The sequence below is a fragment of the Micromonospora sp. CP22 genome (genome assembly GCF_009712475.1).
Classification (GTDB): domain Bacteria; phylum Actinomycetota; class Actinomycetes; order Mycobacteriales; family Micromonosporaceae; genus Micromonospora.
Map to the genome: position 1 here is coordinate 230,926 of NZ_VCJO01000002.1, position 20,851 is coordinate 251,776.

At 71.2% G+C, this 20,851-nt stretch carries 18 protein-coding genes; 9 read left to right on the top strand and 9 right to left on the bottom strand.

Annotated features, from left to right (window positions below):
- Nucleotides 1-65: 65 nt before the first annotated feature.
- From purE to mca, 6 genes are all read right to left on the bottom strand, one after another.
- The gene (gene purE, locus FF096_RS04405) at nucleotides 66-554 is read right to left on the bottom strand and encodes a 5-(carboxyamino)imidazole ribonucleotide mutase (RefSeq protein WP_309222660.1); all 489 of its coding nucleotides are present in this window, start codon (nucleotides 552-554) and stop codon (nucleotides 66-68) included.
- Nucleotides 551-1,747, bottom strand: a complete 1,197-nt coding sequence (locus FF096_RS04410) for a 5-(carboxyamino)imidazole ribonucleotide synthase (RefSeq protein WP_155215098.1) — start codon at nucleotides 1,745-1,747, stop codon at nucleotides 551-553. Before FF096_RS04410 ends, purE begins: the two co-directional genes overlap by 4 nt.
- A 51-nt stretch (nucleotides 1,748-1,798) precedes the next feature.
- Nucleotides 1,799-3,838, bottom strand: a complete 2,040-nt coding sequence (locus tag FF096_RS04415; protein WP_309222661.1) for a thioredoxin domain-containing protein — start codon at nucleotides 3,836-3,838, stop codon at nucleotides 1,799-1,801.
- 110 nt (nucleotides 3,839-3,948) lie between these two features.
- Nucleotides 3,949-6,393 (bottom strand): bifunctional diguanylate cyclase/phosphodiesterase, encoded by a 2,445-nt coding sequence (locus tag FF096_RS04420; RefSeq protein ID WP_155215349.1) that lies wholly within the window; start codon nucleotides 6,391-6,393, stop codon nucleotides 3,949-3,951.
- Between the two features lie 264 nt (nucleotides 6,394-6,657).
- Nucleotides 6,658-6,954: a hypothetical protein gene (locus tag FF096_RS04425; protein ID WP_155215099.1), complete on the bottom strand. Its 297-nt coding sequence runs from the start codon at nucleotides 6,952-6,954 to the stop codon at nucleotides 6,658-6,660.
- Nucleotides 6,955-7,002: 48 nt separating this feature from the next.
- Nucleotides 7,003-7,884, bottom strand: coding sequence for a mycothiol conjugate amidase Mca (mca, locus tag FF096_RS04430; protein ID WP_155215100.1), 882 nt, complete (start codon nucleotides 7,882-7,884; stop codon nucleotides 7,003-7,005).
- A gap of 226 nt (nucleotides 7,885-8,110) precedes the next feature.
- On the opposite strand from mca, the gene FF096_RS04435 reads away from it, so the two are divergent.
- Both FF096_RS04435 and greA read left to right on the top strand, forming a co-directional pair.
- Nucleotides 8,111-8,545, top strand: a complete 435-nt coding sequence (locus FF096_RS04435; protein WP_309222662.1) for a DUF4307 domain-containing protein — start codon at nucleotides 8,111-8,113, stop codon at nucleotides 8,543-8,545.
- Between the two features lie 197 nt (nucleotides 8,546-8,742).
- Nucleotides 8,743-9,240 (top strand): transcription elongation factor GreA, encoded by a 498-nt coding sequence (greA, locus tag FF096_RS04440; RefSeq protein ID WP_309222663.1) that lies wholly within the window; start codon nucleotides 8,743-8,745, stop codon nucleotides 9,238-9,240.
- A 59-nt stretch (nucleotides 9,241-9,299) separates the two neighbouring features.
- Here the strand turns inward: greA and ilvA are convergent, their stop codons facing one another.
- The 3 genes from ilvA to FF096_RS04455 form a co-directional block, all read right to left on the bottom strand.
- Nucleotides 9,300-10,520: a threonine ammonia-lyase gene (gene ilvA, locus FF096_RS04445; RefSeq protein ID WP_155215102.1), complete on the bottom strand. Its 1,221-nt coding sequence runs from the start codon at nucleotides 10,518-10,520 to the stop codon at nucleotides 9,300-9,302.
- Between the two features lie 91 nt (nucleotides 10,521-10,611).
- Complete coding sequence (locus tag FF096_RS04450; protein WP_309222664.1) at nucleotides 10,612-12,021, bottom strand: amidase family protein; 1,410 nt, start codon at nucleotides 12,019-12,021, stop codon at nucleotides 10,612-10,614.
- A gap of 16 nt (nucleotides 12,022-12,037) precedes the next feature.
- Entirely contained in the window at nucleotides 12,038-13,180 is a 1,143-nt protein-coding gene (locus FF096_RS04455; RefSeq protein ID WP_155215103.1) for a cystathionine gamma-synthase, read from the bottom strand.
- Between the two features lie 78 nt (nucleotides 13,181-13,258).
- Between FF096_RS04455 and FF096_RS04460 the strand changes: the two genes are divergently transcribed.
- From FF096_RS04460 to FF096_RS04490, 7 genes are all read left to right on the top strand, one after another.
- Nucleotides 13,259-13,585 (top strand): hypothetical protein, encoded by a 327-nt coding sequence (locus FF096_RS04460; protein ID WP_155215104.1) that lies wholly within the window; start codon nucleotides 13,259-13,261, stop codon nucleotides 13,583-13,585.
- Between the two features lie 100 nt (nucleotides 13,586-13,685).
- Complete coding sequence (locus FF096_RS04465) at nucleotides 13,686-14,279, top strand: hypothetical protein (RefSeq protein ID WP_155215105.1); 594 nt, start codon at nucleotides 13,686-13,688, stop codon at nucleotides 14,277-14,279.
- Nucleotides 14,280-14,320: 41 nt separating this feature from the next.
- Entirely contained in the window at nucleotides 14,321-14,737 is a 417-nt protein-coding gene (locus tag FF096_RS04470; protein ID WP_309222665.1) for an HIT family protein, read from the top strand.
- Nucleotides 14,738-14,841: 104 nt separating this feature from the next.
- Nucleotides 14,842-15,504 carry a peptide-methionine (S)-S-oxide reductase MsrA gene (msrA, locus tag FF096_RS04475; protein WP_309222666.1) on the top strand — a complete coding sequence of 221 codons (663 nt, stop codon included), beginning with the start codon at nucleotides 14,842-14,844 and terminating at the stop codon, nucleotides 15,502-15,504.
- Between the two features lie 277 nt (nucleotides 15,505-15,781).
- Nucleotides 15,782-17,566, top strand: coding sequence for an N-acetylglutaminylglutamine amidotransferase (locus FF096_RS04480; protein WP_155215106.1), 1,785 nt, complete (start codon nucleotides 15,782-15,784; stop codon nucleotides 17,564-17,566).
- 2 nt (nucleotides 17,567-17,568) lie between these two features.
- Entirely contained in the window at nucleotides 17,569-19,464 is a 1,896-nt protein-coding gene (gene ngg / locus FF096_RS04485; RefSeq protein WP_309222667.1) for an N-acetylglutaminylglutamine synthetase, read from the top strand.
- On the top strand, nucleotides 19,461-20,654 hold the full coding sequence (locus FF096_RS04490; RefSeq protein WP_155215107.1) for an osmoprotectant NAGGN system M42 family peptidase: 1,194 nt from the start codon (nucleotides 19,461-19,463) through the stop codon (nucleotides 20,652-20,654). The genes ngg and FF096_RS04490 overlap by 4 nt, the downstream gene beginning before the upstream one ends.
- Nucleotides 20,655-20,851 lie beyond the last annotated feature (197 nt).

The window sequence follows — 20,851 nt, forward strand, 5'->3', positions numbered from 1 at the left end:
TGCGGCGCTGTTGCTGTTAGGAAGGGCCCCTTCCTATACACCAGGCGTTAACAAGGTGCCCTTCCTTACAGCGAGGCGCGGAGGGCGGCGTCCTTCTCGGCGACCAACTGCTCCAGGTCGGCCTGGTACGCGGACATCCGGTCGAGCAGGGCGCGGTCAGCAGTGGCGAGGATGCGTACGGCGAGCAGCCCGGCGTTGCGGGCGTTGCCGATCGACACCGTCGCCACCGGCACACCGGCCGGCATCTGCACGATGGACAGCAGCGAGTCGATGCCGTCGAGGTGCTTCAGCGGCACCGGTACGCCGATCACCGGCAGCGGGGTCACCGAGGCGACCATGCCGGGCAGCGCTGCGGCACCGCCCGCACCGGCGATGATCACCTTGAGCCCACGGTCGGCGGCGGCCCGCCCGTAGTCGATCATCTTGACCGGGGTGCGGTGCGCCGAGACCACCTCGACCTCGTACGGCACGTCGAACTCGGTGAGCACCTCGGCGGCGGCCTTCATCGTCGGCCAGTCCGAGTCGCTTCCCATGATCACACCGACCGTGCTCACGCCGCTCCCATCTCCGCTGTTCCGTCCCGCAGCCAGCTGGCCGCCCGGGCAGCCCGGGCGCGTACCTCGTCCAGATCGTCGCCGAGCACCGTGACGTGGCCGATCTTGCGGCCGGGGCGTACCTGTTTGCCGTAGAGGTGGACCCGGGCGGTCGGCTCCGCGGCGAAGAGGTGGTGCAGCCGCTCGTCGATCGACATGCCACCGGGCTGCCCACCGAGCACGTTCGCCATCACCACCACCGGAGCGGTCAACGAGGTGTCGCCCATCGGGTAGTCCAACACCGCCCGCAGATGCTGCTCGAACTGCGACGTCCGGGCACCCTCGATCGTCCAGTGCCCCGAGTTGTGCGGGCGCATCGCCAACTCGTTGACCACGAACCGGCCGCCGCCCGGTGCCGCCGGATCGGCCACCTCGAACAGCTCCACGGCCAGCAGGCCCACCACGCCGAGCGAGGTGGCCAGGTCGATGGCGAGCTGCTGCGCGGCGAGGGCCAGGTCCTCCGCCAGGTCGGGAGCCGGGGCCAGCACCTCGACGCAGATCCCGTCGCGTTGCACCGTCTCGACCACCGGGTAGACCGCCACCTGCCCGAACGGTGAGCGCGCCACCTGCACGGCCAGTTCCCGGCGCAGCGCCACCCGTTCCTCGACGATCAGCTTCGTGCCACCGGCGAGCAACGTCTGCGCCAGCTCGGTCGCCGAGGCGGGGTCGGTGGCCGACCAGACGCCACGCCCGTCGTACCCGCCCCGGGCGGCCTTGAGCACGACCGGCCAACCCACCTCGTCACCGAAGGCGACCAGGTCGGCCGGGGAGGTGACCGGTCGCCAGCGCGGGTTCGGCGCGCTCAGGGTGCCCAGCCGCTCCCGCATCACCTGCTTGTCCTGGGCGTGCACCAGGGCGTCGGCGGGCGGGAACAGTTTCACCCCTTCGTCGGCCATGGCCCGGATGTGCTCGGTCGGGACATGCTCGTGGTCGAAGGTGACCACGTCGCACCCCTTGGCGAAGGTGCGCAGCGCGGCGAGGTCGGTGTGGTCGCCGTACTGGACGTCGGCGGCGACCAGGGCCGCGCCGTCGTCCGGCGTGAGCGCGAGCACACGCAGCGACTGGCCGAGGGAGATGGCAGCCTGGTGGGTCATCCGGGCCAGCTGGCCGCCGCCCACCATGCCGACAACGGGCAGACCGGTACGGGAATCCATAACGGGCGTCAGCCTATCCGGGCCGGTCGCGGCGCAGACCGGCGGACCGGCTCACCGCAGCTGCCCCACCAGCTCCCCGACGTTGGTGACCGGCCGCTGGCAGACGAACCCCCGGCAGACGTACGCGGTGGCCCGTCCGTCGACCAGTGGACGGTCAGCCAGCAGCGGCACCCCCGGCTGGTCCGGCCGGCCCGCCACCACCACCGCACCGGGTGGGGCGTGCCGGTAGGCCGCCGCCACCAGCGGGTCACCCGCCGGGTCGTCGGTCACCACCGCGATCTCGTACGGCCCGGAGAGCAGCGCCTCACCCACGGTCGCCGCGTACCCCGTGAAGCGGGCGTGCCGCCCGACGATCGGCGCGACGGTGGACAGCGCCGCCTCGGCCGCCTCGCGGTATCGGTTCTCCCCGGTCAGCGCCGCGTACGCGACCAGGGCCGCGACGATCGCGGACCGGCCGGAGGGGGTGGCGTTGTCCGTCGGGTCGGCGGGCCGGGCGACCAACTGCTCCGCGTCGTCGGCGGTGTCGTGGAACGCCCCACCGGGCGCGGCGAAGTGGGTGAGCGCGGCATCGACCAGCTGACCGGCCAGGTCCAGCCACCGCCCTTCGCCGGTGACCTGGTGCATGGCGCAGAACGCCTCGGCCACGCAGCCGTAGTCCTCCAGCACCCCGACCGGTTCGCCGACCTGGCCGTCGCGGGAGGCCCGGCGCAGCCGTCCGTCGACGACATGCACCCGGGCGAGGTACTCGGCGGCGTCCCGCATCGCCCCGTCGGCGACGATGGCGACCCCCTCCAGCAGGTTCGCCTCGCCCTCGGTACCGATCCGCCCGCTGGTCTCGACCAGTCGGACGAACTCGGCGAGCGCGGTGATGGCCAGCCCGTTCCAGGCAGCCACCACCTTGTCGTCGCGCGCCGGCTGGGGGCGGGTGTCCCGGGCGGCGAGCAACCGCCCGACCACCGCCTGCCAGCGCTGCCGTACCGCCGGATCGGCGTCGTCGACGTCGCGGGCCAGCCGCAGCACGGACGTGCCGTGTTCGAAGTTGCCGGCGTCGGTCACCGCGAAGAGGTCGGCGGCCCAGCGGCCGTCCTCCTCGCCCAGCACCTCGACCAGTTGAGCCGGGGTCCAGATGTAGGTGAGGCCCTCGACGCCCTCGGTGTCCGCGTCCAGCGCGGAGGCGAGGCCCTGCCCGGGGCGGTGCAGTTCGTCGGCGAGGAAGCGGGCGGTGTCGCGGGCCACCCGCAGCGCCAGCGCGTCGCCGGTGAGCCGCCACAGCTGGGTGTAGACCCGCAGCAGCAGGGCGTTGTCGTAGAGCATCTTCTCGAAGTGCGGCACCGTCCAGTGACCGTCCACGGAATACCTGGCGAAGCCACCGGCGAGTTGGTCGTGGATGCCGCCCCGGGCCATCGCCTCGCAGGTGTGCCGGACGATCTCCAGGCTCCGCGCCGATCCGGTGCGTTCGTGGTGACGCAGCAGGAACAGCAGGTTCATGTGCGGTGGGAACTTCGGCGCCCCGCCGAAACCGCCGTTGACCTCGTCGTACTCGCTGGCCAGTTGGTCTGCCGCGGCGTCGAGCAGCTCGGCGGTGAGCGGGGCGGTGGGGCCGCCGACGGCCTGGGCGCCGCCGATCGCCTCCACCACCGCGGCGCCCTGGCGCAGCACGGCCTCGCGCTGCTCCCGCCACGCGGTGGCGACCGACTCCAGCAGCCGGACGAAGTTTTCCCGAGGGAAGTAGGTGCCGCAGAAGAACGGGGTGCCGTCCGGTGTGGCGAAGACCGTCATCGGCCAGCCGCCCTGGCCGGTCATCGCCTGGGTCGCGGTCATGTAGACCGCGTCCACGTCGGGCCGCTCCTCGCGGTCCACCTTGATCGAGACGAACCCCTCGTTGAGCAGCTGGCCGACGGCCTCGTCCTCGAACGACTCATGCGCCATGACGTGGCACCAGTGGCAGGCCGAGTAACCGACGGAGATCAGCACCGGCACGTCGCGTTTTCTCGCCTCGGCGAACGCCTCCTCGCACCAGGGCCACCAGTCCACCGGATTGTCGGCGTGCTGAAGGAGGTACGGGCTGGTCGCCTCGGCAAGTCGATTCACCCAACGACCATAACCATCCCACCCACCCGCACTGTGTTGATCAAGAAGTTTTCGGCCTGCGGGAGCGGTCGCGCCGACGAAAACCTCTTGATCGATACGGGGTCGGGCGGTCAGGAGGCCCCGTCGGCGCGTAGGGGGAGGACGTTGGTGGGGGGTTGGGCGGCGAGGGAGTTGAGCACGGCCCCGATCTTGTCGGCGGGCATCGGTTTGAAGAAGTGGTAGCCCTGGGCGGCGGTGCAGCCCAGCTCGGCCAGCGCGGAACGCTGCGCGGCCGTCTCCACCCCCTCGGCCACCACCCGCAGGCCAAGCTGGTGGGCCAACCCGACGGTGCTGCGTACGATGGCCGCCGCCTCTGGCGAGTCCGCCATCTGGAGTACGAAGGAACGGTCCACCTTCAGCTCGTCCACGGTGATCCGGGTGAGGAACGCCAGTGACGAGAACCCGGTGCCGAAGTCGTCGACCGCCAACTGCACGCCCATCGAGCGCAACGTGGTGAGCACCTGGTCGATGACCTCCAGTTCGCTCATCACCACCGTCTCGGTGATCTCCAGGACCAGCCGGTCCGCCGGCACCTGGTGCCGGCGGAGCGCGTCGGCGATCTCCGTCGGCAGCCTCGGGTCCAGCAGGCTACGTGCGGAGAGGTTGACCGAGATGGGCACGTCGAGGCCCTCCCGGGCCCAGTCGGCGGCCACCGCGAGCGCCTTGTCCAGCACGTAGCGGGTGAAGGCACTGAGCTGCTCGCTGTTCTCCACTGCGCGGATGAAGTCGGCGGGCCCCAGCCAGCCCCGCCGGGGGTGTCGCCAACGGATCAACGCCTCCACACCCGTCGGCGCACCGGTGACCAGATCAACGGCCGGCTGCAACACGAGCACCAGTTGGTCGTCGGTCTGCAACGCCTCCCGCAGCTCGGCGAGCAGGGCCAACTGGTCGGTGCTGGCCGCGTCACGAGAGCTGTCGTACGCGGCCACGCTGACGCCACCGGACTTGGCCTGGTACATCGCGATGTCGGCGCGGCGCAGCAGCTCGGTCAGATCGGCGGTACCGGCCTGGGCCACCACGACCCCGACGGAGACCTCGACGGACATCCGCACCCCGGCAACCTCGGTGGGCGCGGCCAGCCGCTCGGCGATCTCCCGGGCCTGACGCAGCGCGTACGTCATCGGGGCGGCACGGTCGCCGACCACCGGGACCGAACTCAGCAGCAGGGCGAACTCGTCGCCGCCGAGGCGGGCCAGCAGGTCACCGGAGCGGGCCAGGGAACCCAGCCGGTTCGCGGCCAACCGCAGCAGCTGGTCACCGGCCGCGTGGCCCAGGGTGTCGTTGACCTCCCTGAACTGGTCGATGTCCAGCAGCAGCAGGGCGACCGGATGGTCGTGAGCCAGTTGCCGCAACGCCTGGTCACCCCTGCTGAGCAACGCCGACCGGTTGACCAGCCCGGTCAGCGGGTCGTGCACCGCCTCGTACGAGGAACGAGCCGTGACCAGCCGCAGCTCCCGATGCGTGGCGGCGTCGTGCAGAGCTGCGGCGAGGGCGTCGGCGAAGGCCGCGTGGGCGTCGCGTTCCCGCCCGACGGGTGGCGCCGTACGGGGCAACCGCACCCGCAGGCGGCCGACCCGGGTGTCACCGACCACCAGGTCGCGGAGCAGTTCCGCCGGTTCGGGTTCGTCATCACCGGGCGGGGCGATCTCCCGGTCGACCACCTGGCCGCCGGGGTCGCCCCGGTAGCGACGCCAGCGTCCGTCGCCCCGGATCACCTCCACGTCGACCAGTTCCGCCTCGAACAGCGTCAACGCCCCGGTGACACCGGCCGTGGCCACACCCCGCTCGTCGAGTTGGTTGAGCGCGTTCGTGGCGTCGGCGAGTGACCGCCACATGCGTCGGTCGCGGTCTTCCCGCAGTCGCTGCCGGTAGGTCTGCTGCAACAGCCACAGCGGAGCGGGCAGCAACAGCAGCCAGTGTGGATCGATCTCGATCAGCACCACCACCAGCAGGCCGACCACCACGTTGCCGACGAACATCAGTGCCTTGCCGCGCAGCGCGGCGAGCAACGGACGCCCGATCGGCATGCCGTGCCGCAGCGCCAGCATCATCCCGCCCAGCCAGACACTGGCCAGCAGGTAGGCGACGGCACCGGCGGCCACCGCGAGCGCGAGTGCCGGGGTGGGAGCGGCCAGCATCGGCTGCCCCAGGGCGGTGGTGACCGCCACCGCCAGCGCGGTGGCGGCGGTCTGCGCGCCCGCGACGCGGACCACGTCCCAGGTGGTGCGACCGTCGTCGACCACCGAGAGCGCCGTCCAGGCGAGCGTGACGCCGAGCAGCGCGGCGGCCGGCAGCCAGCCGGGTGGCACCAGGTAGAGGCAGACGATCAGGGCGGCTTCGACCCAGGTGACGCTGAGCACCCCGGCGGCGGCGCGGAAGCGGAGCCGGACCAGGTGGGACAGGGCGAACAGCGCGACCGCGAGACCGAAGCGGGCCAGCCCACCGAGCGGGTCGTCGGGCGGCAGCCGGGCCGGCAGGCTCAACCCCACCGCCGCGGCGACCAACGCGGTGGCCATGAGTGCGGCGGTGAGCAGGCGCAGCCCGATCGGCGTACCACGGCCCGTGGACCGGTCCAGCGGTTGACCGGCCCTGCCGGAGGTCACCGGCCTCCTCCCGCCAACCGGCAAGAGGCCGCGCGGCGGGCGGACATGACTGCGGTGGTCATCGGCGCCCCCTCCCGCGCAGCTTGAGGACTTCTGGTCCCCCCGGCGGAAGGCTAAGCCAAACCGGATGGTCGCAACAGGGGTCGACCATCCGGTTCGACGTGAATCATGCTCAGATCAACCGTTGAGGCGCTGCTGGTGCCCGCTAGGGGCGTCCGTGGATGAATCCTCCGTCACGATCCCACCTGTCGGATCATCGGACCCGCGATCCATCGCCTCCGGGCCCGTCGAAGACGGCCCCTGGCCAGGGAAACGATCCGGGAGTCGCCGCAGCCGGGCGTTCATGTTGCGGATCAGCAGCACGGTGGCGGCACCGAGGACGAGGATGAGGAACAGGCCCATCGGCCCGGCGAGACCACCCGTGCGGGTGTCACCGAAGTTGTTCTGGGCGAGCACCTCGACAGTGGTCAACATGGGATTCCTCCGGTAAGCGGTGTGCGACCAGGGTAGCCCGCAGCCCGCTCAGCGGGCATGCGCCGTCCCCCGGACACCGGCGAACAGGTCGGACTCGGGGGTCGGGCTGTCGACCGTCGATCGAACCAGCTCGAAATCCTCCGTCGGCCAGGCGCGCTGCTGCAACTCCATCGGCACCTGGAACCAGAAGCCGTCCGGGTCCACCTGGGTGGCGTGCGCGCGCAGCGCGTCGTCACGCACCGGGAAGTACTCGGCGCACGGCACCCGGGTGGTGATCCGGGGCCCCTTGTCGGGCCGGTCCTCCCAGCGGGCCAGCCATTCGGCGTACGGCGACTCCGCCCCGGTCGCGATGACGGCCTCGTGCAGCGCCAGGATCTTGCCCTTGGAGAAGCCGATGTCGTAGTAGAGCTTGAGCGGCTGCCACGGCGCACCCAACTCCGGATAGCGCTCGGCGTCACCGGCGGCGTCGAAGGCCGCCACGCTGATCTTGTGGCACATGATGTGGTCCGGGTGCGGGTAGCCACCCTCCTCGTCGTACGTGGTGACCACGTGCGGCCGGAACTCGCGCATCAGCCGGACCAGCGGACCGGCGGCCACGTCCACGTCCTGGAGGGCGAAACAGCCCTCGGGCAGTGGCGGCAACGGGTCACCCTCCGGCAGGCCGGAGTCGACGAAGCCCAGCCACGCCTGCTCGATGCCGAGGATCGCCCGCGCCGCGTCCATCTCGCCGCGCCGGATCTCGGCGATGTTCGCCCAGACGTCAGGCCGGTCGAGCTTGGGGTTGAGCACGCTGCCCCGCTCACCGCCCGTACACGTCACGACCAGTACGTCCACCCCTTCGGCGACGTACTTCGCCATCGTCGCGGCGCCCTTGCTCGACTCGTCGTCAGGGTGCGCGTGAACGGCCATGAGTCGAAGTTGCTCTGCCAAGTCGGCGCTCCTCGTCTCTGCCCACCGGCGACCCACCCCGGGCCCCCGTTGACCTGACCTGCCGATTTCCTCCCCGTGGCGCGGCCGTCGACCGCGCCGGCCTGTCATATTTGACCCCAGCCTCATGCGGCGCTGAGCCAGATCTGGCGACCGAGTCGAACAGGAACGGCGGACTCTGCCATTCTTGCCGATACCGCAGACAACAACGCCAGGGAGATACCCGCCGGTGTCCGAGACGCACGCCACACTTGAACCGAACGCGCCGGTCTTTCCGCCCGGTCGCTACGGCCGCCGTCGCGCGCCCCAGCGCCGCCGGCCGGTGCTGGTCGCGCTGCTCGCGCTCGTCCTGGTCGCGGGCCTCACCGCCGTCTCGTTCCGGCTCTACCGGCAGTACGGAGACCCGGCGTACGACGTCCAGGTGATCAGTTATGGGGACATCACGGACAACCAGGTAGTGGTCGACTTCCGGGTGAACCTGCCGGACGGCGGCTCCGCGGTGTGCCTGCTGCGTGCCCGGGACCATGCCGGTGCCGAGGTGGCCCGGGAGGAGGTGCCGGTCACCGCCGCCGCCGGGGAACGGCACGTCACCGTGCGGCACCGCCTGGCCACCGAGGCTCGGCCGTTCATCGGTGAGGTCGTCCGCTGTCGGCCGCCCGCCTGAGTTCCGCCGACCCGCGCACCTGAGTTCTCCACCGCTCCGCCCGCCCGAGTTTCCGCCGGTCAGCGCGGGGCAAGGAGGTGATGGCACCGAGCGCTGGCGCCCCCGTCCGGCGTGATCGCCGACACTCGTTGTCGTGGGGCACTGGTAACTTGGAGGTTCACCTGTCAGCCAGCACGCACAACCGAGGAGGACCGCCTGTGTCCAATGGCAACGAGGCGCCCGCCACCTGGCTGTCCCAGGACGCATACGACCGCCTGAAGGCCGAACTCGACGAGTTGATCGCCAACCGGCCGGTCATCGCCGCCGAGATCAACGCCCGGCGCGAGGAAGGCGACCTGCGCGAGAACGGCGGCTACCACGCCGCACGTGAGGAGCAGGGCAAGGCCGAGGGACGCATCCTCTACCTGAAGGAGTTGCTGCGCACCGCCCAGGTCGGTGAGGCGCCGACCGTCGACGCCGTGGCACCCGGGATGGTCGTGACGATCTACTTCGACGACGATGCCGACGACACCGAGACGTTCCTGCTCGGTTCGCGGGAGATCGCCTCCACCACCGACCTGACGGTCTACAGCCCCGAGTCAGCCCTCGGCCAGGCGATCCTGGGCGCCAAGGCTGGCCAGGCCTGCACCTACACCGCTCCGAGCGGTGCCGACATCAAGGTGACAGTGGTCAGTTTCGAGCCCTTCTCCGGCTGATCGTGCTCCGCCGGCCCAGCCGGCGATCCGTTCCCGACCAGAGGCGTGACGCCGCCGCGTCACGCCTCTGGTGCGATCGTCACCTGGTAGCCGCTGGCCCGCAGCGCGGCGATCAGCGTCTCGGAGTGTTCGACGCCACGGGTCTCCACCGACAGCGCCACCTCGACCTCACCGAGGTGCAGGTGCGGGTTGGCCCGCTGGTGCACCACGTCCACCACGTTCGCCCGGTGCTCGGCGATCTCGCTCAGCAGCGAGGCCAACTGCCCCGGTCGGTCCGAGCAACGCACCGTCACCCGCAGGTAGCGGCCCGCCGCCGCCAGTCCGTGCTCGATCACGCGCAGCATCAACAGCGGGTCGATGTTGCCGCCGGAGAGCACCACCACCACGGGTGCGGTCACCTCGACCACACCGGCCAGCAGGGCGGCCACGCCGACCGCCCCGGCCGGCTCCACCACCTGCTTACCGCGTTCGAGCACCATCAGCAGCGCCCGGGAGATGTCCTCCTCGGAGACGGTGACCACTTCGTCGACGAGCTCGCGGACGTGGGTGAAGGTGACGTCACCCGGCCGACCGACCGCGATGCCGTCCGCGATGGTGCTGAAGGCCGGCAGCCGGACCGGCTCGCCCGCCACCAGCGACGGCGGGAAAGCCGCCGCGCCGGCCGCCTGCACCCCGATCAGCCGTACGTCCGGCCGGAGCGCCTTGGCCGCCACCGCCATCCCGGAGATCAGCCCTCCCCCGCCGACGCCGGTGACGATCGTGGTCACCTGCGGGCACTGCTCCAGGATCTCCAGCGCCACGGTGCCCTGCCCGGCGATCACGTCCCGGTGGTCGAAGGGGTGGATCAGCACCGCCCCGGTACGTTCCGCGAACCTCTGCGCCGCCACCAGCGACTCGTCGACCGTGGAGCCGACCAGCTCGATCTGGGCGCCGTACCCCTTCGTCGCCGCCACCTTCGGCAGCGGCGCGTTCACCGGCATGAAGACGGTGGCGTGGGTGCCGACCAGACCGGCGGCGAGCGCCACCCCCTGGGCATGGTTGCCGGCGCTGGCCGCGACCACCCCCCGGGCCCGCTCCTCCGCCGACAGCCGCGAGATCCGCACGTACGCGCCACGTACCTTGTACGACCCCGCCCGCTGGAGGTTCTCGCACTTGAACCAGACCGGCCCGCCGAGCGCCGCGGTGAGTGGGCGGGACGGCTCCAGCGGGGTGGTACGGACCACCCCGTCGAGCAGTTTCCGTGCCGCCCGCACGTCGTCCAGGCTGACCAGCTCCGTCATGCCTAGATCGTGCCACCCGCACCGGGCGGCACCGGCGACGGCCAACCCGGCACCGCCGACACCGGACGTGGACGCCGGTGCGGGCCGGTGCTCACGTGATGGCGGGTGACTCCGTTCCGACGCGCGGATAACCGGGAGCGTGCCGGGGCCACGGGCTCGCCATCTCGAACTGACCGGCGACGCCGAGCAGCAGCAGTTCCGAGCCGGGCGGTCCGACCAGTTGGACGGCGAGCGGCAGCCCGTCCGGGCGACGGCCCACCGGCACCACCAACGCGGGCAGTCCGGCGATGTTCCACGGCGCGTTGTACGGCGCGTACCGGATGCTGGCCAGCATGTTGGCCTGCCAGGAACGCGTCGACCAGCTGACGGCCGGCGGCGGCACGCTCGCCAAGGCCGGGGTGAGCAGCAGGTCCACCGAGTGGTCGGCGAAGAAGTTGATCGACTGTTCGCGCCAGGCCAGCCGGTCGGCCTCCCGGACGTACCCGCGTCGCAGGGCCCATTCGCCGAGGGCGACGTGCCGTCGGCTGCGACGTTGCAGGGTGCGCCGGTCGATCCCGGCGGCGCGCACGTCCGCCGCCGCGACGGCGAGCCAGGTGGCGATGCCCTTGAGGCCCAACGAGGTCGGATAGACCGGATCGGCGGGCACGGTGTCGTGTCCGGCACCGGCGAGCAGCCGGCCCGCGGCGGCGACGGCGTCCCGGTTCGGCGCGTCGGGCGAGACGCCCCGCACCGGAGACCGCAGCGACACACCCACCCGCAGCCGCTGCGGCGGGACGAGCTTGCTCTGTGCCCGCCCGGCCAGCACCTGGAAGCCGACCGCCGCGTCGGCGACGGTGGTGCTGAGCATGCCGTGCTCGGCCAGGCCGAACCAGTCCTCCGCGCCGAGTTGGCACGGCACCACGCCACGACCGGGCTTCAGGCCGACGAGCCCGCAGCAGGCGGCGGGGATGCGGATCGAGCCGAGGCCGTCGTTGGCGTGGGCGATCGGCACCATGCCGGCCGCCACCGCTGCGGCCGCACCGCCGGACGAGCCACCAGGCGTACGGGAGAGGTCCCACGGGTTGCGGGTGACGGCTGTCTCGTCGTCGGTGACGCCCCACAGGCCCAGCTCGGGCATCCGGGTGACCCCGAGGATCACCGCGCCGGCCCCACGCAACCGGCGGACCACCTCGTGGTCGGCCTCCGCCACGGCGGTACGCACGGCAGCCGAGCCGCTCCAGGTGGGTACCCCGGCGACCGGAGTGTTCTCCTTCACCGCGACCGGCACCCCGGCCAGCGGCAGGTTCGCCAGGTCCTCCTGCTCGTCGACCTTCTCCGCCTCGGTGACCGCTCCCCCGCCGCGTACCACGCGGAACGCGGCGAGGTCGACGTCGGCCTTGGCGACGTGGTCGAGGTGGTCGGCAAGCACCTGGGTGGCGGAGACGTCACCTCGGCGTACGCCCCGGGCGATCTGTTTGGCGGTCGCTCCGACCCAGGTCGGCATGATGTCCTGCACGGCCACCCTCCCAAGCCAGCGGTCAGCCCAGCGCCTGCTCCAGATCGGCGAGCAGGTCTTCGACCGTCTCGATGCCGACAGACAGTCGCACGAGATCGGAGGGAACTTCAAGCGGCGAGCCGGCAGCACTCGCGTGTGTCATCCGCCCCGGGTGCTCGATCAGGGATTCCACCCCGCCGAGAGACTCGGCGAGGACGAAGAGTCGGGCCCGGTTGCAGATCTCGACGGCGTGTTCCTCGCCCCCGGCCGCCCGGAAGGAGATCATCCCGCCGAAGCGGCGCATCTGCTTGGCCGCGACCTCGTGCCCGGGGTGCGTCGGCAGACCCGGGTAGAGCACCTGAGCGACCTTGGCGTGCCCGTCCAGGTAGGCGACGATCCGCTCGGCGTTGTCGCAGTGCCGGTCCATCCGCACCCCGAGGGTCTTGATGCCGCGCAGGGTCAGCCAGGCGTCGAACGGACCGTTGATCGCGCCCATCGCGTTCTGGTGGTAGCGCAACTGCTCGCCGAGTTCGGTGTCGGCCGTCACCAGCGCACCGCCGACCACGTCCGAGTGCCCACCCACGTACTTGGTGGTCGAGTGCACGACCACGTCCGCGCCGAGGGCGATCGGCTGTTGCAGGTACGGCGAGGCGAAGGTGTTGTCGACCACCAGCAGCGCCCCGGCGTCGTGCGCCACGGCGGCGAGGGTGGCGATGTCGGCGATGCCGAGCAGCGGGTTGGTCGGGGTCTCCACCCAGACCACCTTCGTGACGCCCGGCCGGATCGCGGCCCGCACGGCGTCCGCGTCGGAGACCTTGGCCGGGGTGTACGAAAGCCCCCACCGCTCGGTGACCTTGGCGAAGAGCCGGTACGTGCCGCCGTACGCGTCGTCGGGGATCACCACGTGGTCGCCCGGTCCGCACACGGTACGCAGCAGGGTGTCCTCGGCGGCGAGGCCGCTGGCGAAGGCGAGGCCGACCCGACCGGCCTCCAAGGCGGCCAGGCACTCCTGGAGGGTGTCCCGGGTGGGGTTGCCGGAGCGGCTGTACTCGTAGCCGAGCCGTGGCGCGCCGACGGCGTCCTGGGCGTACGTGCTGGTCTGGTAAATCGGAGGAATCACCGCGCCGGTGCGGGCCTCGGGGTCCTGGCCGGCGTGGATGGCGAGCGTCTCGAAGCCGTGGTTCATTCCGCAGACGTTAGTCCCCCCTGCCCCGTCCCACCGGAGGAAACCCACCCCGCTGGCGGGCTGGGTCATACTGGGCCGATGAGTCCGCCGGAAACGCTGCCGTCTCGCCTGGCCGGCGTGGCCGATCGCATTCCGACGTCACTGGACCAGCTCACCGGGCCGGAGCACGGCCGGGTCGCCCTGCCCCTGCGGTTGGCCTGGTCAGGGCTGAGCGAGTTCGAGGTTTCCGACCCACGCCAGCGGCTGACTCTGTACCGGACACTGCTGGACTGCGGCCAACGCGACGACATCATCCGTTACGTCAACGCGACGCTGCTCCGCCACGACTGGCCCCGCATCAGGCGGCTCACGTCCAGGCGTCTGATCGCGATCTGGGAACGTCGGCTTCCCGAGCTCGTTTCCTGAGCGTGGATGAACTACACCTCCGGTTACTCCGTGTCGGCTTCGCTGCCGGCGACGATCTCGGGCTCGTCCTAGCTGGCGGCTACGCCCTCGGTGCTACGAGCTGGTCCAACGTCCGTCCCGGGACATCGACTTCGCGACGTCGACCCCGCTGCCGTTACCGATTGTCGCCGACCGCCTCGTCGATGCGTACGTCACGGCAGGATTCGGCGCACACATCGTCGAGGCGACCCCTCGTATGGCGCGGTTGCTGGTCACCGCGACAGAAGAGGCATGCGAGGTGGACCTGTTGAAAGAGGCGATCGGTCCACCCACCATGCTCAGCCTTGGACCGGTTCTCGCCTTCGACGATGCGGTCGGCCTCAAGATGCGAGCGCTTCACGAGCGCGCGGCCCACCGCGACTACATCGACATCCACGCCGCCAACGGCTGCCTGGCCTGGCGGGACCTGGAGCGGCTGGGTGCTCGACACACAGCCGGTTTCTCCCTGGAGGAGTTGGCCGACAGGCTCGGTGCCATCGGGGAGCTGGACGACGAGACATTCGCCGCGTACGGACTGACCGACCCGAGGATTGTTGAGCTGCGTGGGTGGGCTCTCGACTGGGAGGCGGACATCCGGTCTCGGCTGGCGAACGGAGACAACGGTCCGGCCCCGTCGGTCGACGACGAGTGGGACGCGTACCTCGATCGGCTGTGACCGCAACGGCGGCGACAGCGTTCCGGTCTTAGTCTGGCCGGGTGGCGGGGTGTGTGTTCTGCGGGATCGTGGCCGGTGAGGTGCCGGCGTTCCGGGTGACCGACGAGCCGGACGGGGTGGCGTTCCTGGACACCCGGCCGGTGTTCAAGGGGCATGTGCTGGTGGTGCCCCGCGCCCACGTGGTCACCCTCGCCGACCTGCCGCCGGAGTCCCTCGCCGGTTACTTCGGCCTGGTACGGCGGATGACGGTGGCGGTCGAGTCCGGTATGGGCGCGGGTGGCACGTTCGTGGCGATGAACAACAAGGTGTCCCAGTCGGTGCCGCACCTGCACACGCACGTGGTACCCCGGACCAAGGGCGACGGGCTACGGGGCTTCTTCTGGCCGCGTACCCGTTACGCCGACGACGCGGAGGCGACGGCCCACGCCGACCGGATCAGCGCCGCCCTGGGAGCGTGAACCGGCCGAGCGACCCGCCGGTCAGCCTGACCGACGGTGCGGCGGGTAAGGAAGCATGGCCCACCTGTGTTGCACGCGGGGAAGGGTACGAAAGGAGTCCCACCGTGTTCCTCCGCCGTATGAAGGCCGAGATGATCTCACCCGACCGGGCCCTGCCCGGCCGTCCCATCGCGATGCCGGTGGCCGACCGGCACGAGGTGCTCGGGACCCCGCTGAAGGGCCCGTTCCCCGAGGGCCACCAGGTGGCCGTGTTCGGCATGGGATGTTTCTGGGGGGCCGAGCGCCTGTTCTGGACCCTGCCCGGTGTCTTCACCACCTCTGCGGGCTATGCGGGTGGTTACACCCCGAACCCGACCTACGACGAGGTCTGCTCCGGGATGACGGGGCACGCCGAGGTGGTCCAGGTGGTGTTCGACCCCACGAAGATCAGCTACGAGGATCTGCTGAAGGTCTTCTGGGAGAACCACGACCCGACCCAGGGCATGCGCCAGGGCAACGATGTGGGCACCCAGTACCGGTCCGCGATCTACGCCACCACGGACGAGCAGCTCGCGACCGCCGAGGCGGCGCGAGAGGCGTTCGCGCCGATCGTGGCCCGCGCCGGCAAGGGCGAGATCACCACGGAGATCGCCCGACTCGGCGACTACTACCTGGCCGAGGACTACCACCAGCAGTATCTCGCGCCGACCAAGAACCCCAACGGCTACTGCAACCACGGCCCGAACGGGCTGAGCTGCCCGGTCGGTGTGGCCCGTACTGCGGGCTGAGACCACACAGGTTGTGACGTGACCGGCCGGTCTGCCGACTTTCGGCGGGCCGGCCGTCGACGTGGGTACGCGAGGACCCGCCCCCCGGTGTTGCGGCGTTTGTCACACCCGCGCGGGTACTCCAAAAGCCGCAGACGCCACGCGGAGACCGAAATCGCACAGCGGCTGCCGACGTGTCAGCCACTTGATCGCGGGGCGCGGATTCTAGCAATGCTGTTACACGACCGTCATGGTCTCAACAGGCAAATCGCAACATCCTCTGGCAGCATGGGCTCACATGTGCGGACTGGCTGGGGAGTTCCGACGGGACGCGTCACGCGCCGACGTCGCGGCGGTGGAGCGGATGGCCGCCACCATGTGCGATCGAGGGCCTGACGGCAGCGGAGTGTGGTCACAGGGGGCGGTCGCCCTCGGCCACCGGCGGCTGAAAATCATCGACCTGTCGGCGGCCAGCAGCCAGCCGATCGTCGACTCGGCCGCCGGCCTGACCGGCGTCTTCAACGGCTGCATCTACAACTACCGCGAGTTGCGGGCCGAACTCGCCGCCAAGGGGCACCACTTCTTCTCCAGCGGCGACAGCGAGGTCGTCATCAAGGCGTACGCCGAGTGGGGGCTCGACTTCGTCGACCACCTTGTCGGCATGTTCGCGGTGGCGATCAGCGAGCGCGACACCGGCCGCCTGATCCTGGCCCGGGACCGGCTCGGCATCAAGCCGCTCTACCTCGCCGAGTCCGCCGGGGTGGTGCGCTTCGCCAGCACCCTGCCGGCGCTGTTGGCCGGCGGCGGGGTGGACACCACCATCGACCCGGTCGCGCTGGCCCACTACCTCAGCTTCCACAGCATCGTGCCGCCGCCGCGCACCATCCTGCGTGGGGTCGCCAAGCTGCCCCCGGCCACCGTCCGGGTATACGAGGCCGACGGCCGCAGCCACGAGCGGGTCTACTGGGATCCGCCGTTCCTGCGCCGCGACGAGCACGCCGGATGGTCCGAGCGGGACTGGCAGGACGCGCTGCACGAGTCGCTCACCACCGCCGTACGCCGTCGGATGGTCGCCGACGTGCCGGTGGGCGTGCTGCTCTCCGGCGGCCTGGACTCCAGCCTGGTGGTCGCCCTGCTGGCCGGGGAGGGGCAGCGTGGGCTCTCGACGTTCTCCATCGGCTTCGACGCGGTCGGCGGCCGGGAGGGTGACGAGTTCCGCTACTCCGACGTGGTCGCCAAGACCTTCGACACCGACCACCACCAGATCCGGGTCGCCGCACAGGATCTGGTCCCGCCGCTGGAAGCGGCCGTCGCGGCCATGAGCGAGCCCATGGTCAGCCATGACTGTGTCGCCTTCTACCTGCTCAGCCAGGAGGTGTCGCGGCACGTCAAGGTGGTGCAGTCCGGTCAGGGTGCCGACGAGATCCTGGGCGGCTACCACTGGTATCCACCGCTGGCGCAGGTCGGCCGGGAGCAGGCCCTCGACACGTACGCTCGGGCCTTCTTCGACCGTGACGGCGCCGGTCTGGCCCGGGTGCTCAACCCCGACTGGTTGACCGACGGCGACCCGGCCCGGGAGTTCGTCGCCGCCCACCTGGCGCGGCCCGGCGCGCAGACCGCGGTCGACGCCGGTCTGCGCATCGACACGCAGATCATGCTCACCGACGACCCGGTGAAGCGGGTCGACAACATGACCATGGCGCACGGGCTGGAGGCCCGGGTGCCGTTCCTGGATCACGAGTTCGTGGAGCTGGCCGCCGCCTGCCCGCCGGAACTGAAGCTGGCGCAGGGTGGCAAGGGTGTGCTGAAGGAGATCGGCCGCCGCCTGCTGCCGCACGAGGTCATCGACCGGCCCAAGGGGTACTTCCCGGTGCCCGGCCTGACGCACCTGGAGGGCAAGCTCCTCGACCGGGTACGCGACGCGCTGTACGCCCCCGAGGCCCGCCGCCGCGACCTGTTCCGCGCCGATTACGTCAACGCCCTGCTCGACGCCCCCAACGCCGAACTGACCCCGTTGAACGGAAACAAGCTGTGGCAACTCGGACTCCTGGAAATGTGGCTCCAGAGCCACGGAATCGACTGACTGTGACCGACACCCTGGCCACCGGAGTCGCCCGGACAGATCGGGGCCGCGGCACCGGCAGACGGTACGAGCGGGTCGGACCGGGCGGCGACCCGGTCGCCACGGGCGGCACCGCCGGTCCGACCGCCGACGAACGCCCGAACACCGGTACGGATGTCATCCTCGACTGCGGGTGGGGACGGCTGGTCTTCGGCCAGACCTTCGCCGACCAGGCCGCGGTCGCCGACGTGCTGCGCTCCGAGGCGGCCGGTGCCCGGGACATCTGCATCTATCTGCGGGATCCACACGTGCTGGTCTCCCGGCTGCCCGACGAGCTGTTCATCGACCCGTCCCTGACCTACCGACTGCCACTCGGCGGGGAGCGTCGCGGACCGCAGGTCGGGTCGGGCACCAGCGAGGAGGCCGGCACCGCCGAGATCCCGGCACCGCTCGACGGCCGCAACGAGCTGCCCGGGGTACGCATCCGCCGGTTGCGCGACGCCGCCGACGCCGACGCGGTCAACCGGATCTACGCGGCCAACGGCATGGTCACCGCCCCGGTCGACGTGCTGGTCGACAACGCCGCGACCGACCGCTTCCTGCACCTGGTGGCCGAGGCGGCCAGTGGCGAGATCGTCGGCACGATCACCGGCATCGACCACGTGGCGGTCTTCGACGATCCGGACAACGGCGCCAGCCTGTGGTGCCTGACCGTCGACTTCAACCAGGCCCCGCCGGGGACCGGGCAGGCGCTCATCACCGAGCTGGCCGCCCGGCTGGTCGCCCGGGGCCGCGCGTACGTCGACCTGTCCGTGCTGGCCGAGAACGCCGGGGCGGTCCGGCTCTACGAGCGGCTCGGCTTCTACCGCACCGCCACGCTCTGCGTGAAGCGGAAGAACCCGATCAACGAGCGACTGTTCCTGCCGGCCATGCCGGTCGGCTACGACGGGCTCAACCCGTACGCGCGCATCGTCGCCGACGAGGCGATGCGGCGGGGCATCCGGGTGGAGGTGACCGACCCGGAGTGGGGGGAGCTGCGGTTGACCAGCGGCGGCCGGACCATCCTCACCCGGGAGTCGCTGTCCGAGCTGACCTCGGCGGTGGCGATGAGCCGCTGCGACGACAAGCGGGTCACCCGCCGGATCCTCGCCGAGGCCGGCCTGTCGGTGCCGCGCGGGCGCACCGCCACCGGTGACGCCGCCGACGCGGAGTTCCTGGCCGAGGTGGGCCAGCTGGTGGTCAAGCCGGCCCGGGGCGAGCAGGGCCAGGGCATCACCGTCGGGGTACGCACCCCGGAGGCGCTGGCCGCCGCCGTGGCGCTGGCCGCCCGGTTCTGCCCCGAGGTGCTGCTGGAGGAGCTGTGCGCCGGTGAGGACCTGCGGGTCATCATGATCGATCACGAGGTGGTGGCCGCCGCCGTACGCCGGCCCGCCTCGATCACCGGTGACGGCGTGCACGACATCGCCGAGCTGATCGAGCGGCAGAGTCGCCGCCGGGCCGCCGCCACCGGTGGCGAGTCCCGCATCCCGCTCGACGACATGACCCGGGACGTGGTTGCCGAGGCCGGTTACCGACTGCACGACGTCCTGCCCGAGGGGCAGTTGCTGGCCGTGCGACGCACCGCGAACCTGCACACCGGCGGCACCATCCACGACGTGACCGGGGAGCTGCATCCGGTGATCGCCGAGGCGTGCGTGGCCGCCAGCCGTGCCATCGACATCCCGGTCACCGGGCTCGACCTGCTGGTCCCGGCACCGGACCAACCCGAGCACGTCTTCATCGAGGCCAACGAGCGGCCGGGGCTGGCCAACCACGAGCCGCAGCCGACCGCCGAACGCTTCGTGGATCTACTCTTTCCCGGGACTCGGGCACCGCAGCGGCTGTGGACCCCGGCCGGTGCGGCACCATCTGGGGCATGACCGTACGCAAGACCACTCCGCTCCCCATCGACCTGGACTATCTCCGCCAGGTGCTGGTCGAGCTGCTCGATATCCCGAGTCCGTCGGGACGCACCGACCACGTGCAGCAGTACGTCGGTGAGCGCTTGTCGGCGCTCGGCATTCCGTCGACCCTGACCCGCCGGGGCGCGCTGAGCGCCTGCCTGCCCGGCCCCCGTGAAACCGGGGCGGACCGGGCCATCGTGGTGCACACCGACACCATCGGCGGGATGGTCAAGCGGCTGAAGGAGAACGGTCGGCTGGAGCTGAAGCCGATCGGCACGCACAGCGCCCGGTTCGCCGAAGGCGCCCACGTGCGGATCTTCACCGACGACCTGGATCGGGTGATCACCGGTCAGGTGCTGCCGCTCAAGGCAAGCGGTCACCGCTACAACGAGGCGGTCGACCTCCAGGGCATCGGCTGGGAGCAGGTGGAGGTACGCGTCGACGAGCCGGTGGAGGACATCGCCGGGCTGCGAGCACTCGGCATCGACGCGGGCGACTTCGTGGCGTTCCTGCCCAACCCGACGGTCACCCCCAGCGGCTACGTGAAGTCCCGCCACCTGGACGACAAGGCCGGCGTGGCGGCGGTGCTCACCGCCATGAAGGCGATGGTCGACGCCGGGGTGAAACCGGCGGTGACCGCGCATCTGCTGATCACCGTGACCGAGGAGATCGGCCACGGCGCGTCCCACGGCCTCGACCCCGACGTGGCCGAGATCGTCTCGGTCGACGCGGCGGTGGTCGCCCCCGGGCAGCAGTCCCGGGAGCACTCCGCCACCCTGGCGATGGGCGACGGCGTGGGGCCGTTCGACTACCACCTCAGCCGCAACCTGGCGGCGATCGCCCGGGAACACGGTGTCGATCTCGTCCGGGACGTCTTCGACTACTACCGCTCGGACGTGGCGGCGGCGGTGGAGGCGGGGGCGCACGCCCGGGTGGCGCTGCTCGGCTTCGGTGTCGACGCGACCCACGGTCACGAGCGCACCCACCTGGAAGGGCTGCGCCACCTGGCCCAGCTGCTCTGTCTGTACCTCCAGAGCGACCTGGTGTTCCCCGAATGGGACGCGGAGCCGGAGGGCGACCTCGCCGACTTCCCGTCGCTGGCGGTGCAGCCGGCCAGCGCCGACGGCCCCCGCGAGGGCCCGATCGGCATCGTCCCGGAGGGCTGACGACGGCCCGACCGGCGGTGTGATCGAAATCCGTTGCTGGTGAACCGGCAGCTCGATAGCGTGGCGGTACACGGGAAAGGAGGTGGTCCAGACTTGTATAGCAATCGGACTCGTGAGGTGGCTGTCCGCTAGCCGCTGTCCTCGACAGTGACGCTCACCCCCAGGGGTGGGCCACGGTAAGAGTCGTCGAGGCCGTG

Coding starts and splice junctions, on each gene's coding strand:
- FF096_RS04455 (WP_155215103.1), bottom strand. CDS start 13,180: ATGAACCACGGCTTCGAGACGCTCGCCATCCACGCCGGCCAGGACCCC.
- FF096_RS04480 (WP_155215106.1), top strand. CDS start 15,782: ATGTGCGGACTGGCTGGGGAGTTCCGACGGGACGCGTCACGCGCCGAC.
- FF096_RS04460 (WP_155215104.1), top strand. CDS start 13,259: ATGAGTCCGCCGGAAACGCTGCCGTCTCGCCTGGCCGGCGTGGCCGAT.
- FF096_RS04425 (WP_155215099.1), bottom strand. CDS start 6,954: ATGTTGACCACTGTCGAGGTGCTCGCCCAGAACAACTTCGGTGACACC.
- FF096_RS04490 (WP_155215107.1), top strand. CDS start 19,461: ATGACCGTACGCAAGACCACTCCGCTCCCCATCGACCTGGACTATCTC.
- ilvA (WP_155215102.1), bottom strand. CDS start 10,520: ATGACGGAGCTGGTCAGCCTGGACGACGTGCGGGCGGCACGGAAACTG.
- FF096_RS04410 (WP_155215098.1), bottom strand. CDS start 1,747: ATGGATTCCCGTACCGGTCTGCCCGTTGTCGGCATGGTGGGCGGCGGC.
- FF096_RS04420 (WP_155215349.1), bottom strand. CDS start 6,393: ATGGCCACCGCGTTGGTCGCCGCGGCGGTGGGGTTGAGCCTGCCGGCC.